Genomic DNA, 14,925 nt, shown 5'->3' on the forward strand with positions numbered 1-14,925 from the left:
ACCAAGCGGTCGTCTGCCTGGCCCGCCGCTATCGGGGGCCTGAACCTTTGGAGGGCTTAACAATGGCCCGTACCGCTGCTTTGCCGGTCCTCAATGGAGAGTCCGGCCTCTCTCGCTACCTCGGCGAAATCCGCAAGTTCCCGATGCTGGAACCCCAGCAGGAATACATGCTCGCCAAGCGTTGGCGCGAACACGATGATCGCGACGCCGCACATCAGCTCGTCACCAGCCATCTTCGGCTCGTGGCCAAGATCGCCATGGGCTATCGCGGCTACGGCTTGCCGATCTCCGAGGTCGTCTCGGAAGGCAATGTCGGCCTGATGCAGGCGGTGAAGCGTTTCGAGCCCGAAAAGGGCTTCCGCCTCGCCACCTACGCGATGTGGTGGATCAAGGCGTCGATTCAAGAGTACATCCTGCGTTCCTGGTCGCTCGTGAAGATGGGCACCACCGCGAACCAGAAGAAGCTGTTCTTCAACCTTCGCAAGGCGAAGAGCAAGATTTCCGCACTGGACGAAGGCGATCTCCGCCCCGACCAGGTGAAGATCATTGCCAAGCGCCTCGGCGTTACCGATCAGGACGTGATCGACATGAACCGCCGCCTCGGTGGCGACGCGTCGCTCAACGCACCGATCCGCGACGACGGCGAAGCCGGCGAATGGCAGGACTGGCTGGTCGATAATTCGCCCAACCAGGAAGCCATGCTGGCCGAGCACGAGGAGTATGATCACCGCCGCGACGCCCTGAACGGCGCCATGGGCGTGCTCAACCCGCGCGAACGCCGCATCTTCGAGGCCCGTCGCCTCGCCGATGAGCCGATGACGCTGGAAGACCTTGCCGCCGAGTTCGGCGTGTCGCGCGAGCGCGTCCGCCAGATCGAGGTCCGCGCCTTCGAGAAGGTGCAGTCCGCGGTCAAGGGCGCGATCGCAAGGGCCGAACAGGCCGCGCTGGAAGCCGCGCACTAAGCGCAGGCTTCCGCGGCCCACGAATTGGCGGATCGACAAGAGACAAAAAGCCGACGGCAACGCCGGCTTTTTTTGTTGTGTGTGTGAGCTGCAGCATGTTCGCGAGAAGCACCGGCGGGGCATCTTGAACGCACGCGACGGGTCAGCCGACCTACTATCATCGGGCCCGATCCAGAGAACGGACACACGCCGTGTCGATCATCCTGCAATCCACCGTCGGCGGCTTCTCCGCCCAGTTCATGCGCAAGCTTCCGCTGGTCGAGCAGGCCATGCGCGATCACGGCCTCGATCCGTCGGAGTTCGTGATCGCCAAGGATTATGCCTCGACCGCGACGATCCCGATCATGGGGCCGTTCTTCTTTAATTACAGCGTGTATTTCGGCGAGGAGACATTCACCGTCACCGAGCCGAACGACATGGTGTTCCTGGACTACTTCCTCAAACGCGTGCTCGCCGCAGACGGGCCGCCGGAATTGCCGGAGCAGCCGGGATTGATCCGGCGACTCTTCGGCTGGATGGCCCAGCCGGTGTGAGACGCTCGTCTCAATCACGCTTGTCGCAGGCCGCTTGCTGGTGTATGTGCTGCCGCCCCGGCGCGGCGTCGCGCCTTTTTCGTTCAGCGCTTTCGAGGGAGGCGGCATGAAAAGCAGATCGATACGTTCTGACCGCAGCCCATCTCTGATCGGCGACCGGTCTTAGACTGAACGCCGCTTCGCGGCTGCTCTCCATTCATTGCATCTGGCTACGAGGGGCGTGATGCAACACGGCGTCGCGCCGTGTCGTCATGTATTTGCGGTTCGTTACACCGCTCATCCACCCGCACAGCCGCGTGGAGAGCGGCTTCTTTCGTGCGTCCTGGTACATCCAGCGCAACAACTGTCCGGACTGGATTCGGCAGGAGCTCTCGGACCAGTTCACCTGGTTCGCGGAGCATCTGCCGCTTCCAGGGCGCATCGCGCGGCATTTCAAGCGGCGCGATTCGATCTGGGGCATTTGCTGGTTCGATCCTCAGGCACGCGAAGCCGTCAGCCGCGCGCGCTATTGCGCCTGGCTGCTCGAAGAGGGCGGCTTGCCGGTGCGCGCGATTACCACCTCGCGTCAGCGCGAAGTGATCTGGCGCGATGCGCACCAGATCGTCACGAAGCCTTCCGCCGATCTTCCCAAGGCATTTCCTTGAACAGGGGAGGGCTCGGTCGGCCCAGGGATAACGATGAAGTCCGGCACCGGAGGTCTCGGCCTCCGGTTGTCGGCTCGCCTGCTCAATCACCCCAAGTCCGCGCCAGCGTGGCGAGCCAGCAGCCTTCGCAGTAGCGGGCGTCCTTGAAGTCGATCCAGTTGTGGGCATAGACGTGGTCGAGCGGGATGCCGTAACGCGCGCGCAGGACCTGGACCAGGATCTTCCAGGCCGCGACCTGTGCCGCGGTCGGGCCGATCGTGACATCGGGATAATTGCCGGCGAACTCGACGCCGATCGAATTGTCGCGCACGACCTGATGATAGGTGACCGTGTTGTCGATATATTTGTTGTCGTTGCGGTTGGCGCCGTCGGTATGGGTCGGCACCAGATTGTCCGCGACCGACCAGTAGACCGTGCCGTCGGTCTCGACCCAGACCATCACGCCGCGCCGGGTGGGATTCTTCGATTGCTCTTGCGCGCCGCCGCGCGCTGAGCCGATTGGCCCTTCGGTCTGGTGCACGATGATGTTGCGCCAGGCATGGGCGTTGGCGACATCGCCCCATGGCGCAAGCCAGACGATCTTCAGGCCGGGAATGTCGGGCGTGCCGGTGCTGCGCGCGAGCTTGGTGAGCTCGGCGTCCATTGCGGCGGCAGGAGCAATCAGGAGAGCGGCGAGAACGGCCGCGAACAGGCGGGACAGCATCACGGAGATCCAACAACGGACCCGAGCGTAGCAGGGTTCAGGCGAATTTGCGCACGGCTTCGACCGGCTCGGGCGACAGCGGCGGCGCCGGATCATAGACCGCAAAGTCGTTCTTGCCGTTCTTCTTGGCCGCATAAAGGGCGTGGTCGGCGTGGGCGATCAGCCGGTCCGGGAATTGGCCGATGCTGCGGTCCCATTCCGCAACGCCGATCGAAATCGCAATCGGGATGTCGTTGCCGGAGCAGCCGACGGCATCCTGGCGGCAGACCTCGAGCACGCGGCGGGCGATCAGTGCGCCTTCGCGCAAGGAGGACGACGGCAGCACGACGCAGAACTCGTCGCCGCCGGTGCGGGCGAGCATGTCGCCGGGCCTCAGGCGCGTCTGCGCCATCAGGGTGAAGTGCTGGAGGCAGGCATCGCCCGCGGCATGGCCATGGGTATCGTTGATGGTCTTGAAGCCGTCGAGGTCGATCACAAGCAGCGAGAACGGCTCGCCGCTGCGCTCCGAACGGGCGCATTCCTCCGACAGCCGCTGCAACAGATGGCGGCGGTTGGCCACTCCCGTGAGATCGTCGAGCAGCGCGAGGTCGGCGACCTCGTTGCGCAAGCGGTCCATCGCCATCAGCAGGAAACCGAAATTGAGCGTCATCGACAGGAAGAGCAGCACCAGCACCATGACGGCGTGGGTCTGACCGCCCGCCCTCGCCGAGAAATCGTAACCGAGCAGATTGCCGACCGCGCGCATCACGAAGATCCCGATGATGGTGAGGATCACGATGCCGGACAGCCGCGCACCTGGACTGATGCGGCCTTCGGGCGGCGACAACAACAGACGCAGCGACAGTGCCAGGGGCAGGCCTTGCCCAACCGTGTAGCAGAGCATGCGCAGCTGCATTTGGTCGAAGCCGACCATGAAGATCACGACGCCGGCGAGGCTCAGGAGCCCCGTCACGACCATGAGGCGCAGATGCACCGGCCGGTCATAGAAGCGCTGAATACCCATCGCGGCGAGGCAGCTCGCCGCGATGATGCCGGCGGCGCCGAACAGCAGCGGTGCGGGAGAATCGACGAACAGGTGGACGAGCGCCGTCATCGCGCCGGCGGCGCCGACGAAGGCCGATGCCATCCAGTACCGCGCGGCCTCGAATTTCGGATAGGAGCGCGTCACATAGGCCCAGATCAGGCCGAGCGCCGAGAAGTTGACGACGAAGACCGTCCAAAGCGTCGGTACGTTCAGCATGACGCAAGCAGCACGCGCAGCGTCCCGCCCCCTGTCCCTGGCAGAAGTTCGTCCATGACCCGTCCCTGTGTTCTTGCGGAGGATCATGCGCGGTTGCGCTTAACGGAACCTGACTGCGATCGCCGAAAGCGCGCCCTTGGTTTTGGATTCATGAACGGCCCGTCTCGCTTATCAGATCGTTAGGCACGTCACCGGCGTGCATCGCAATCGCGTCGACACGCGTCGCAATGCGGATTCGCGGACCAAAATCACCCGAAAACGCATCTGAGCTGTGGATAACGTAATGACACAGATGTGACAGCGCGGGGCATAGACGCGCGAATCTGCTGAGTTTGTCAGCGAGGATGTTGCGAGGCTGGCCCTCCGCCGAGCGATCCTCGTGTCGCGTTTCACCATTAACCCTTAAGAGGATCCTATGGCTAAGAAAGCGAAGAAGGCGAAGAAGGCGACGAAGAAAAAGGCCAAGAAGGCTGCGAAGAAGAAGTAGCGCAGCAAGTTCTTTGCCCGGGCGGAGCATGCTCCGCTCGGGCCTCAGTGAGGTTAAGAGATCGAAAACGGCGGGCGCGAGGCCCGCTTTTTTATTGCCTACCGCTCGGCAAAGGCGAGCTTGGCACCTAACAGCGCAAAGCCGGCCGCAAAGGAGCGGCGCAGCCAGGCCATCACGCCGGGACGGGAGATGACGCGCTCGCGCACGGACGCCGCGCAGAGGCCGTAGACGACGAACACCACGAAGGTCATCGCCATGAAGGCGCCGCTCAATTCCAGCATCCGCGCCAGCACGGAAGCCTCGTCCGCCGCGATGAACTGCGGCAGGAAGGCGAGGAAGAAGATCGAGAGCTTTGGATTGAGGATATTGATCAGGAAGCCGGTGACGATGACCCGGCCGCTCGAGCGCTCCTTGATCTCGCCGTCGACCGCAAGCGCACCGGTTTCGCGCAGCGCCTGCCAGGACATATAGAGCAGATAGGCCACGCCGCACCATTTCAGCGCGGCAAAGGCGAGCGCGCTGGTGTGCAGCACGGCGGCAAGCCCGAGCATCGCCGCAATCATGTGCGGCACGATCCCGAGCGTGCAGCCGAATGCCGCCGCCACGCTGGCGCGCGAGCCGCGCGTGAGTGCGGCAGCCAGGGTATAAAGGACGCCGGTGCCGGGCGACGCAACGACGATGAGCGAGGTGAGCAGGAAGGACCAGGACATGCCTCGTCCCTACCATCCCTGACGCTTGCCGAGAAGTCACGACACGGTCAGCCGGGCCGCGACGCGCCTCAGTTCAGCTGGGCGATCTCGGCTTCCCGCAGCACATCGAGCGGCGCCCAGGGCTTCGCCCAGAACTTTGCGCCGTCAGGCAAGGGCTGCATCAGGGGGCGCCCCGAGGTGACGACGACGTCGAGCTTGGGGTTGCGGTCCTTGGCGACGTGGGCGAGCTCGACGCCATTCATGCGGCCTGCGAGCTGCACGTCGGTCAACATCAGGCAGAGCGCGCCGGCATTCTTGTCCAGCACGAGTTCGGCGGCCTCCGCACTCTCGCACTGGATGACGAGGTACCCACTCTCTTCCAGCAGGAGACAGAGCATTTCCCGCTGCATGGCATCGTCCTCAACGATCAACGCGGTCGCTGGATAGGTTTGGGCTTGTCCCATCTGGCTGCTCCAATGCTCGCATCCGCTTCAAGTCACGTGGGTTAAGGGGGCCGGAGGCGATATGGTTCGGTTCCATACTGAAAATATGTACATTGAAGTTCCATCTGGGATTGAGGGAGCCACCCATGACTGCGATCAGCGGCGCCGCCGCCATCACCGGAGCGGCGAGCGGCATCGGCCGTGCGCTGGCGATCGAACTGGCAAGCCGGGGCTGCGACCTCGCACTCGCCGACCGCGATGAGGGGGGCTTGAAGAGCCTCGCTGCCGAGATCGGCGCTCAGCGCAAGATCAGCGTGCATCGCGTCGATGTCAGCGAGCCCGACGAGATCGCGCAATTCGCGCGCGAGGCGATCGCGGCGCATCCCGCGCTGAACATCCTCGTCAACAATGCCGGTGTGGCGCTGCTTGGACAATTCGAGGAGATCGACCAGGCACAAATGGACTGGCTGTTCGACATCAATTTCTGGGGCGTGGTGCACGGCACCCGCGCCTTCCTGCCCCACCTGAAGATGCAGAGCGAGGCGCACATCGTCAACATCTCCTCGATTTTCGGCATCATCGCGCCGCCCGGACAATCGGCCTATGCGGCGGCGAAGTTCGCGGTGCGCGGCTTCTCCGAGAGCGTGCGGCATGAGCTTGCGGTCGCAGGCAGCCCGGTCCGACTGTCGGTGGTGCATCCCGGCGGCGTCGCCACGAGCATCGCGCGCTCATCGCGCACCGGCGTGGGCGTTACCGACAATGCGCGCCGCGTGCAGATGATCGACCGGTTCGAGACCGCGGCACGGACCACGCCGAAAGACGCGGCGCTGCGCATCATCAAGGGCATCGAGAGAAACGAGCCGCGCATCCTGATCGGCAACGATGCAAGGTTCATGGACATCCTGCAGCGCTTCCGCCCGGGGACGTACTGGGCGCCGATGCAGCGGAAGCTGGAGAAGATGGCGAAGGGGAAGTAGTGAGACGCGATGGTGTCGCCTCGCCCTCGATATCGTAGGGTGGGCAAAGCGAAGCGTGCCCACGACTTTTCGACAACGCCAGGGAATCGTGGGCACGGCGCTTCGCGCCTTTGCCCACCCTACCGGTTCTGCCCCCTACTGCCCCACCAGCCGATCCGCAAAATAGCCGATCGTCTTGCGGTAGATCACCGCCCTGTTCCACTCGCGCATCGCGTCGAAATTGGCGGAGCCTTCGTCATAGGGCTGGCCCATCTTGAAGCCGTTGGAGTGCAGCAGGTTCGCGGTCGAGGCGAGCACGTCGGGGACGCTGTGGCGGAGGTCGACGTGGCCGTCGCCGTCGAAATCGACGCCGTATTTGATGTAGGACGACGGCAGGAACTGGGTCTGGCCGATCTCGCCGGCATAGGCGCCGATGAGGTCGCGCAACGGCAGGTCGCCGCGCTGGACGATCTTGAGCGCGGCGAGCAGCTCGCCCTGGAACAGCTCGGTGCGGCGGCAATCATGCGCGAGCGTGGCAAGCGTGCGGATCACCGGCAGCTTGCCGATGTCGCCCTTGCCGAAATCGCTCTCCAGGCCCCAGATCGCGACCAGGATCTGCCGTGGCACGCCGAACTGCTGCTCGATGCGCGACAGCAGCGCCGCATGGCGTTGCAGCAGCGCGCGGCCGCCATTGATGCGGCCGGCGCCGACGCGGGTCGAGACATACTGCTCAAAACTTTTGTTGAAGGTGTAGCGCTGGCGCCGGTCGAAGGCGAGCACCGCGCCATCCTGGGTGATTCCGCCAAACGCCGCGCTGGTCACGCCCGCCGAGACGCCGGCGGCCTGCGCTTCCGCCGTCATGCCGGCGACAAAACTGTTGAAGTCGCCGCCGCAGCGCGCGGCCTCAGCCGACCCGCCGGCCAGACAAACGATGGAAGCGACGGCGAGAGCGTATCTCAACATGCGGGAAAATCCTTGGGGAACCATGCGCGGAAGGCGGCGTGCGATCATGCCCGGGAACTGGATTCGCGTCAAAGCGGACACGGAACCGATCATCTCGGTGCCCGCTTAACTGCCCCGAAACAAAAACCGAAAAACAACCCCATGCACAGTAGGAGCACGGCGACGATCATTGCTATTTTTCCGAATCGAGTTGACCCGTCGGGCAAAACAGGGGTATCGTACCAACATCACAGACTCCGGTCGTTGGCGCCTGCCCGCGCCGCATCCGAAGAGCGTCATGCGATCCACCATCATGCCCGACGATACGGACATCCCGCTGCGCATGGTGGCAGGCCTCCTGCAGCTCAATCGCGGCCACCGCGCGCGTGCTTGCTGCGTTGCGAGAGCGCGGTGAGATGAACAAACTATTTTGGCGATCCAAGCATCTGCTTTTCGAAATTGCACGAACGCGATGATGCCGTCAGTTGCATATCTGATGCGCTTGCTGCGACATCAACACCACGACGATTTATCTTGCCACCGCAGAGCGCAAGTTATAGCCTTCTATCTCAGGTTGTTGCCCTGCCAGCCCCGGGCGACGCTGAAGACCAAAAATAAACGGCGGGCTTTTCGGCCCGCCGTTTATTTGAGGGTAGGGTCGCATCGGACCTTGCGGGACGCCTGGCGCCCCGGTCGGGCGAATAGGTCGCCAATCGATTGCACAGAAAGCTGCCGGATTGACGCTGGCGGCCGTCGAAGTCATTTGACTGCGGCGCCCTGATCGACGAAAAGCCCGCCATGGCCAAAAAACCCGGAACCAATCCCAAAGGCGAATTCGCCTTTTTCAACGTCTTCTACGAAGACGGCTCCCAACGCTCCAACCGGCGCGTGCCCTCGGAGCTGCTCGGCGGCCTCGATGGCGATGAGCCCGCCCGCGCCTTCATCATGGAGCAGGACCGCGAGATCGCCGAAAAATCCGGCCGCCCGCCGCTCGAGATCAAGAGCCTCGACCGGGTTGGGGCGAAGAAGAAGTAGGCGCGGCTCGCGAAACGCGCGAAGCAACAGCACAAAGAAAAACGGCGGGCTTTGGGCCCGCCGTTTTCGTTTGTGCTGAGGCTAGATAGCGATCCACAGATATTCTGCCCCTTCCATCTATCGCCGAACGTCTACTTGCACCAAAATGTAAACTCGCCCACTGGTTTCACGCAAGACGTGTGGAACCTGCGAAGCGCCTTTTACGAATGCGCGTCGAGGAGCCGCGCGTTTTGGCCACAGGTAATAGGATAGACATTGTCTCCATGCGCAGTCCCTGCGACGCAGCATTCTATTGAATCGGATCAGCATAATTCTTCAGCACGAACACTCATTGTTATTTCGCAAGCCGATCGAAGAGCGGCCTTCGGGCGACACCTCCAAACACAAAGCGGGCTGATCACAATGGATGATCGAGCCAGTACAGGACATCAGAATGAAGTCGATAGCCATCTTCAATAACAAAGGCGGCGTCGGCAAAGATTCGCGACGAGCGTTAGACTACTCAAGTCGCAAAGAAAAACGGCGGGCTTTGGGCCCGCCGTTTTCGTTTGCATGGATGGTTGGATCAGTTATCCAAGAAGCTCCGCAGCTTCCTTGACCTTGACGGATGCTTCAGCTTCCGCAGCGCCTTGGCTTCGATCTGACGAATACGCTCTCTCGTCACCGAGAACTGCTGGCCGACTTCTTCCAGCGTGTGGTCGGTGTTCATGCCGATGCCGAAGCGCATGCGCAGCACGCGCTCTTCGCGCGGGGTGAGCGAGGCCAGCACGCGCGTGGTGGTCTCGCGCAGGTTCGACTGGATCGCGGCGTCGATCGGCAGGATCGCGTTCTTGTCCTCGATGAAATCGCCGAGATGCGAATCCTCTTCGTCACCGACCGGTGTTTCGAGCGAGAGCGGCTCTTTGGCGATCTTGAGGACCTTGCGGACCTTCTCCAGGGGCATGCCGAGCTTTTCGGCGAGCTCTTCCGGGGTCGGCTCGCGGCCGATCTCGTTGAGCATCTGGCGGCTCGTGCGCACGATCTTGTTGATCGTCTCGATCATGTGCACGGGGATGCGGATGGTGCGCGCCTGGTCGGCGATCGACCGGGTGATCGCCTGCCGGATCCACCACGTCGCATAGGTCGAGAACTTGTAGCCGCGGCGATACTCGAACTTGTCGACGGCCTTCATCAGGCCGATATTGCCTTCCTGGATCAGGTCGAGGAATTGCAGGCCGCGGTTGGTGTACTTCTTGGCGATCGAGATCACGAGACGGAGGTTGGCTTCCACCATCTCCTTCTTGGCCTGGCGGGCTTCGCGCTCGCCCTTCTGCACGGAGTGCACGATCTTGCGGAACTCGACGATCTCGAGGCCGGTCAGCGCAGCAAGCTGATGCACCTCGTGACGGAGGTCCTTGATGCGGTCCTTCTCGTGATGGACGAAGTTCTTCCAGCCTTTTGCGGAAAGCTTCGAGACACGGTTGAGCCAGCGCGGATCGAGCTCCGAGCCGGTGTAGTTGCGCAGAAAATCCTCGCGCGCGACGCCGTGGCTGTCGGCGAGGCGCATCAGGCGGCCCTCATGCGAGACGAGGCGCTTGTTGATGTCGTAGAGCTGCTCGACCAGTGAATCGATACGGGCCTGGTTCAGGCGCAGCGACTTCACCTCGACGATGATCTCGTCCTTCAGCTTCTTGTACTTGCGCTCCTGGTGCGGCGAGAGCGACTCGTTCTGGAGCTGGTTCTGGATGTCCTGCTCCTGAAGCTTGCGCAGCTTCTTGTAGCTGTCGGCGATCTTGTCGAAGATCTCGACCACTTTCGGCTTGAGTTCGGCCTCGATCGCCGCAAGCGACATCTGGTTCTCGAACTCGTCGTCCTCGTCCATGTCGGCTTCGGCCGCGGACTCCGCAGGATCCTTCTCGGCCTCGCCAACATTGCCGCCGACGGGCGCGGCGCGGAACGGGGTCGGCGCCGGGGGTGCTGCGGGCGGCGCGACATGCGCGGGCGCACCCACGACCGCTGCAGCCTGGACGCCTTCGGCCGGAGCTTCACCGTTCTCGCCGTTGGGACCGGCGATCATCGCAGTGTTCATGCCGGCCTTGGCATCGGGGCCGGCATAGGTCGCTTCGAGATCGATGATGTCGCGAAGGAAGATCTTCCCTTCGTTGAGCTCGTCGCGCCAGATGATGATGGCCTGGAAGGTCAGCGGGCTTTCGCAGAGACCCGCGATCATCGCCTCGCGGCCGGCCTCGATGCGCTTGGCGATGGCGATTTCGCCTTCGCGGGAGAGCAGTTCGACCGTGCCCATCTCGCGCAGATACATGCGCACGGGGTCGTCGGTGCGCTCGCCCGGCTCGCTCTTCTTGACCTCGGTGACGGCCTTCTGCGTGACCTCGACGAGCTCGTTGTCGGTCTCGTCCTCGCCGCCCTCGTCCTTGTCTTCCTCGCCTTCGCTATCGTCGGCTTCGGTGACGTTGATGCCCATGTCCGAGAGCATGGACATGATGTCCTCGATCTGCTCGGGCGAGGTCTGGTCGGACGGCAAAACTTCATTGAGCTGATCGAAGGTCACGAAGCCGCGCTTCTTGGCCTGCTTGATCATCTTCTTCACTGCCGCATCGGACAGATCGAGCAAGGGAGACGGCGCGTCCTGGGAGTCCTTCTCCGGCGCGTCCGCTGCCTTGTCGTCTTTTTCCTTATCCTTCGCCTGCAGCGTCTTTGCCTTGGTGGCCATCCATTGCTCCTAAACGCGCTTCACACGGAAGGCCGATCGGCCCGCCCGCCTGAATTCACTTGAACCTGTTGCTCGACGCTCTCGCTTCGTCAGATCTCGACACGGAAAGGGCGGCGCGAACATCTGATCGCCACCCCGACCCTTCTCTCGCCGGATTTGCCTAACGCTTCGTGAGCCTCTTTGTCGCAGCGGATGCAGGTGAAGTGCCAACAGCTATTGCGCGGATTCATTCCTGACGCGTCTGTTCTGCCTGCGGCCGCCTGGGGGCCAAAGTGCTACAAGACCGTTAAGCCTCGATTAACCCTGTTTTTGCCGCCAAACCTTGGATTTGGCGAGTCTTTTAGCGGTTCCGGCCCTAGCCGTCCGCATGATTCTTTCATCACACGCTCTTCTGGAACCGGCCCGACAGCTCGCCAAAACCCTCGATCAGGGCCTCGGTGCCGTCGACCTCGGCCAACCGAGCCTTCACATCACGCAGCCACGCCAAATTGGCCTCGCTGGGGTCCTCCCCCAAGGCCAGCTCGGCGTCCTTCAACTCTCTAAGTAGTGAATGGTATTGCCGATGCAAGACAACGAGCTGGTGCCACGTGGCAAGAACGTCGTCCCGCGCCGCGCCCTCGCGGGCGCCCCACACTGCCGCGGTGGTGATGCCGCCCTCAACTCTTTGAAGAAGCTGCGAAAATCCGCCCTTTTCGATATCGGCCCGCATCTTTTCGGCCAGCTCTCCGGGGTCCGGTGAGTGGTGATGATCGTTGGCGAAAGCGGCGATGATGCCGGCCCTGAGCTTGTGGGCCTCAGGGTGGGCGAATTCCAGCGCCATCACCTCTTCAAGGTACTCATGCAGCAGCCAGGGGTGGTTCATCAGGCTTTGCAGGATCAGGGCCTCCCGGCGGGAGATGGCGCTGCGCTGGCCCCGCATGATCGGGCTCGCCGCGAGCTGGGGACTGGCCGCCTGGTAGGGGCCGGAGGGCAGCGGAGCCGGACCGGGCGGGCCGCGGCGGCCTCCACCAAACCCTTGCCCGAATCCCTGGCCACCGAATCGATTCGCCTGCCCCCCGCCGCGGGGCTGGAACGGGCGACCGCCGCCCTGGCGGAAATTGCCCCGGCCGGCAAAGCCGCCGCGCCCGCCATCGGGCGAGAAGGTGCGCTGCAGCCGCTCGACGAACTCGTCGCGGTAATAACGCCGCACCACCTCGTCGCGGATGCCGTTGGACAATTCCTTGATGCGCGCTTCCAGCGCGGCGCGGCGCTCGGGGGTTGCAAAATTGCCGCCTTCGAGCTCACGCGACCAGATCATGTCGGCGAGCGGACGTGCCGCCGCGATCACCTCCTCGATCGCGCCACGGCCGCCGGAGCGCGCGAGATCGTCGGGATCCTGCCCTTCCGGCAGTAGCGCAAAGCGCAGGCTCTTGCCTGGCGCGAGAAAGGGCAGCGCGAGGTCGGCAGCGCGATACGCAGCCTTCTGTCCGGCGCGGTCGCCGTCGAAGCAGAGGATCGGCTCGTCCGCCATCTTCCAGAGCAGCGCGAGCTGGTTTTCGGTCAACGCAGTGCCGAGCGGCGCGACGGCGCCGGCGAAACCCGCAGTAACCATGGCGATGACGTCGACATAGCCTTCGACCACGATCAGCGATGCCCCGTCATGGGTGGCTTTGCGCGCGGTCTGGTGATTGTAGAGATTGTCGCCCTTGTGGAAGAGCGGCGTCTCCGGCGAGTTCAGATATTTGGCCGGAACATCCTTTTCCAGCGCGCGTCCGCCGAAGGCAATGACGCGCCCGCGCACATCCGTGATCGGAAACATCACGCGATCGCGGAAACGGTCGTAGGGCACGGGGATATCGTCGCCGGCCACCAGAAGCCCGGTCTCGACCATGTCCTCGACGGAGACGCCGAGCTTGCCGAGATGCTCCTTCAGCGCAAACCGCTCCGGTGGCGGCGGCGCGTAGCCCAGCCGAAACTGCAATTGCGTTGCCGGCGAGATCGCGCGGTCGGCAAGATAGCCCCGCGCTTTTGCACCGACGCGCGAGGCCAGTGTCTCGGAGAAAAATGTGGCCGCAAGCTCCATCACATCATGCAGCGTGCGCCGGCGCTGCTCGTGTCGCGCCGCATCCGGCGTCACCGCTGGCAACGGCAGGCCGGCCATGCTGGCGAGCCGCTCGACCGCTTCTGCAAACGGCAGGCCGTCGGTCTCCATCACGAAGTTGATGATGTCGCCGTGCTTGCCGGAGGAGAAGTCGTGGTAAAAGCCCTTCTGGTCGTTGACGTAGAAGGACGGCGTCTTCTCCTGCTGGAACGGCGACAGCCCCTTCCACTCCCGCCCCGCCTTCTTCAGCTTGACGCGCTTGCCCACGACTTCGGAGACCGAAAGCCGGGCACGCAGCTCGTCAAGGAATTGGGGCGTGAAGCGCATGGCCATTGGCTGTGTGTAGCGCGAACCAGGGTGAGTCGGGCGAAAGATCAGGGATATAGGTGCGGGCTGGCTAAAAGTCAGGTTTGTCAGGATTATACGCGCTGTTCACAGCCCCTTTCGGGCGCGGAGCGCCAGCCCGGATTGAAAGGGGCCTTGAACCCCGCCCGGTTCCACGCTTCGATAGGCCATGTTCAGGACCTTTCGGGGTGGCCAGAGCGGGGGCTGGCGTGTGACCTCGCTGTCATCAGTGACGGGCGAGCCCCTGCCCTTCGTGCCGGCGCTGTCGGTCAACGACAGCGACGCCGTCTCGTTGCCGCTGGTGCCCTCGCGCAATGCGTGGCGCCTGGTCGGCGTGCCCAGCAGCTTGCGCTACACCGAGCGCACCGAGAAACAGCAGCTCGTGAGCGTGCAGGCCGGCCTCGGCAGGCTGGAGGCAACCAGCGCCGCGCTGATCCCGATCCGCAAGTCGGCCGCCTGGTGGGAGCTGACACAGGAAGAGCGCCGCAGGATCTTTGAAGACAAGTCGCACCATATCGCGAGCAGTCTTCGTTTTCTGCCCGCGATCGCGCGCCAGCTCTATCACTGCCGCGACCTCGGCGAGCCCTTCGATTTCCTGACCTGGTTCGAGTTCGCACCCGCAGACGCCTCGCTGTTCGAGGAGCTGGTCGGCATGCTCAGACAGACCGAAGAGTGGACCTATGTCGAGCGCGAGGTCGACGTGCGCGTGGTGAAGGAAGTGCTGTCGGCTTAGTGCTCGAGGAAGCGGCCGGACTCGATGTGCGGCAGATCGGTGACCGGCCAATTGTAGATGTAGGTCCAGGCCGGCGCGGTCGTGCCATCCGCGCCGGTCACGTCGATCAGCTGGCGCAGATATTCCGTCGGCTCCGGAAAGCCCTCGCCACAGGCCTCATACATGTCGAGCTCGCGCAGGAGTTCGTCGCCTGCACGCAAGTGGAAGAGCTCACCGTGCGCCACGTCGGATAAGGCGTCGGACAGCAGCAATCCCGGATAATGCTTCACCAGCACGAGCCGGCCGCGGCATGTCGCTTCACCGAGGAAATCCGCATGCTGCGCCAGCAGCCGCGCCATTGGATGGTCGAAGCCGCGCATCAGGGTGCCGTAGACGAAGAGACGATCGGAGGTCATGGCCTTCTATAGCCGTCAATCAGCAGCG

Annotated in this window: 14 protein-coding genes; 6 read left to right on the top strand and 8 right to left on the bottom strand. The window is 63.4% G+C overall.

Annotated features, from left to right (window positions below; all coding sequences use genetic code 11):
• Positions 1-62 precede the first annotated feature (62 nt).
• The 3 genes from rpoH to FXB40_RS03755 all read left to right on the top strand — a co-directional run bounded on the left by rpoH (position 63) and on the right by FXB40_RS03755 (position 2,139).
• On the top strand, positions 63-962 hold the full coding sequence (gene rpoH, locus FXB40_RS03745; RefSeq protein WP_148770854.1) for an RNA polymerase sigma factor RpoH: 900 nt from the start codon (positions 63-65) through the stop codon (positions 960-962).
• 191 nt (positions 963-1,153) lie between these two features.
• Positions 1,154-1,495 (top strand): hypothetical protein, encoded by a 342-nt coding sequence (locus FXB40_RS03750; RefSeq protein WP_148770855.1) that lies wholly within the window; start codon positions 1,154-1,156, stop codon positions 1,493-1,495.
• Between the two features lie 251 nt (positions 1,496-1,746).
• Positions 1,747-2,139, top strand: a complete 393-nt coding sequence (locus FXB40_RS03755) for a hypothetical protein (RefSeq protein WP_148770856.1) — start codon at positions 1,747-1,749, stop codon at positions 2,137-2,139.
• An 82-nt stretch (positions 2,140-2,221) separates the two neighbouring features.
• On the opposite strand, the gene FXB40_RS03760 is transcribed toward FXB40_RS03755, so the two are convergent.
• The 4 genes from FXB40_RS03760 to FXB40_RS03775 form a co-directional block, all read right to left on the bottom strand.
• Positions 2,222-2,842, bottom strand: coding sequence for a peptidoglycan recognition protein family protein (locus FXB40_RS03760; protein ID WP_148770857.1), 621 nt, complete (start codon positions 2,840-2,842; stop codon positions 2,222-2,224).
• Between the two features lie 37 nt (positions 2,843-2,879).
• Complete coding sequence (locus tag FXB40_RS03765) at positions 2,880-4,082, bottom strand: GGDEF domain-containing protein (protein WP_148770858.1); 1,203 nt, start codon at positions 4,080-4,082, stop codon at positions 2,880-2,882.
• Between the two features lie 585 nt (positions 4,083-4,667).
• Positions 4,668-5,279, bottom strand: coding sequence for a LysE family translocator (locus FXB40_RS03770; protein WP_148770859.1), 612 nt, complete (start codon positions 5,277-5,279; stop codon positions 4,668-4,670).
• 68 nt (positions 5,280-5,347) lie between these two features.
• A complete protein-coding gene (locus tag FXB40_RS03775; RefSeq protein ID WP_148770860.1) occupies positions 5,348-5,722 on the bottom strand; it encodes a response regulator in 375 nt (124 codons plus the stop codon).
• 125 nt (positions 5,723-5,847) lie between these two features.
• Here FXB40_RS03775 and FXB40_RS03780 point away from each other — a divergent pair, with 125 nt between their 5' ends.
• Positions 5,848-6,678: an SDR family NAD(P)-dependent oxidoreductase gene (locus FXB40_RS03780; RefSeq protein ID WP_148770861.1), complete on the top strand. Its 831-nt coding sequence runs from the start codon at positions 5,848-5,850 to the stop codon at positions 6,676-6,678.
• A gap of 135 nt (positions 6,679-6,813) precedes the next feature.
• Here the strand turns inward: FXB40_RS03780 and FXB40_RS03785 are convergent, their stop codons facing one another.
• Positions 6,814-7,620, bottom strand: a complete 807-nt coding sequence (locus FXB40_RS03785; RefSeq protein ID WP_148770862.1) for a lytic murein transglycosylase — start codon at positions 7,618-7,620, stop codon at positions 6,814-6,816.
• A 777-nt stretch (positions 7,621-8,397) separates the two neighbouring features.
• Between FXB40_RS03785 and FXB40_RS03790 the strand changes: the two genes are divergently transcribed.
• Positions 8,398-8,634 (top strand): hypothetical protein, encoded by a 237-nt coding sequence (locus tag FXB40_RS03790; protein ID WP_027534326.1) that lies wholly within the window; start codon positions 8,398-8,400, stop codon positions 8,632-8,634.
• 565 nt (positions 8,635-9,199) lie between these two features.
• On the opposite strand, the gene rpoD is transcribed toward FXB40_RS03790, so the two are convergent.
• Positions 9,200-11,344: an RNA polymerase sigma factor RpoD gene (gene rpoD, locus FXB40_RS03795; protein WP_148770863.1), complete on the bottom strand. Its 2,145-nt coding sequence runs from the start codon at positions 11,342-11,344 to the stop codon at positions 9,200-9,202.
• A 379-nt stretch (positions 11,345-11,723) separates the two neighbouring features.
• Positions 11,724-13,751, bottom strand: a complete 2,028-nt coding sequence (gene dnaG, locus FXB40_RS03800; protein WP_148770864.1) for a DNA primase — start codon at positions 13,749-13,751, stop codon at positions 11,724-11,726.
• Positions 13,752-13,938: 187 nt separating this feature from the next.
• Here dnaG and FXB40_RS03805 point away from each other — a divergent pair, with 187 nt between their 5' ends.
• Positions 13,939-14,502, top strand: a complete 564-nt coding sequence (locus FXB40_RS03805) for a chlorite dismutase family protein (RefSeq protein WP_148770865.1) — start codon at positions 13,939-13,941, stop codon at positions 14,500-14,502.
• Here FXB40_RS03805 and FXB40_RS03810 read toward each other — a convergent pair.
• Positions 14,499-14,897, bottom strand: coding sequence for a gamma-glutamylcyclotransferase family protein (locus tag FXB40_RS03810; RefSeq protein WP_148770866.1), 399 nt, complete (start codon positions 14,895-14,897; stop codon positions 14,499-14,501). The two genes, FXB40_RS03805 and FXB40_RS03810, sit on opposite strands and share 4 nt — an antisense overlap.
• Positions 14,898-14,925: the final 28 nt, after the last annotated feature.

The organism is Bradyrhizobium rifense (genome assembly GCF_008123425.1).
Taxonomy (GTDB): domain Bacteria; phylum Pseudomonadota; class Alphaproteobacteria; order Rhizobiales; family Xanthobacteraceae; genus Bradyrhizobium; species Bradyrhizobium rifense.

What these genes read in the sequence shown, in the direction of transcription:
- rpoH (WP_148770854.1), top strand. Translation starts at nt 63, where the DNA reads ATGGCCCGTACCGCTGCTTTGCCGGTCCTCAATGGAGAGTCCGGCCTC.
- FXB40_RS03755 (WP_148770856.1), top strand. Translation starts at nt 1,747, where the DNA reads ATGTATTTGCGGTTCGTTACACCGCTCATCCACCCGCACAGCCGCGTG.
- FXB40_RS03760 (WP_148770857.1), bottom strand. Translation starts at nt 2,842, where the DNA reads ATGCTGTCCCGCCTGTTCGCGGCCGTTCTCGCCGCTCTCCTGATTGCT.
- FXB40_RS03765 (WP_148770858.1), bottom strand. Translation starts at nt 4,082, where the DNA reads ATGCTGAACGTACCGACGCTTTGGACGGTCTTCGTCGTCAACTTCTCG.
- FXB40_RS03770 (WP_148770859.1), bottom strand. Translation starts at nt 5,279, where the DNA reads ATGTCCTGGTCCTTCCTGCTCACCTCGCTCATCGTCGTTGCGTCGCCC.
- FXB40_RS03775 (WP_148770860.1), bottom strand. Translation starts at nt 5,722, where the DNA reads ATGGGACAAGCCCAAACCTATCCAGCGACCGCGTTGATCGTTGAGGAC.
- FXB40_RS03780 (WP_148770861.1), top strand. Translation starts at nt 5,848, where the DNA reads ATGACTGCGATCAGCGGCGCCGCCGCCATCACCGGAGCGGCGAGCGGC.
- FXB40_RS03785 (WP_148770862.1), bottom strand. Translation starts at nt 7,620, where the DNA reads ATGTTGAGATACGCTCTCGCCGTCGCTTCCATCGTTTGTCTGGCCGGC.
- FXB40_RS03790 (WP_027534326.1), top strand. Translation starts at nt 8,398, where the DNA reads ATGGCCAAAAAACCCGGAACCAATCCCAAAGGCGAATTCGCCTTTTTC.
- rpoD (WP_148770863.1), bottom strand. Translation starts at nt 11,344, where the DNA reads ATGGCCACCAAGGCAAAGACGCTGCAGGCGAAGGATAAGGAAAAAGAC.
- dnaG (WP_148770864.1), bottom strand. Translation starts at nt 13,751, where the DNA reads ATGCGCTTCACGCCCCAATTCCTTGACGAGCTGCGTGCCCGGCTTTCG.
- FXB40_RS03805 (WP_148770865.1), top strand. Translation starts at nt 13,939, where the DNA reads ATGTTCAGGACCTTTCGGGGTGGCCAGAGCGGGGGCTGGCGTGTGACC.
- FXB40_RS03810 (WP_148770866.1), bottom strand. Translation starts at nt 14,897, where the DNA reads ATGACCTCCGATCGTCTCTTCGTCTACGGCACCCTGATGCGCGGCTTC.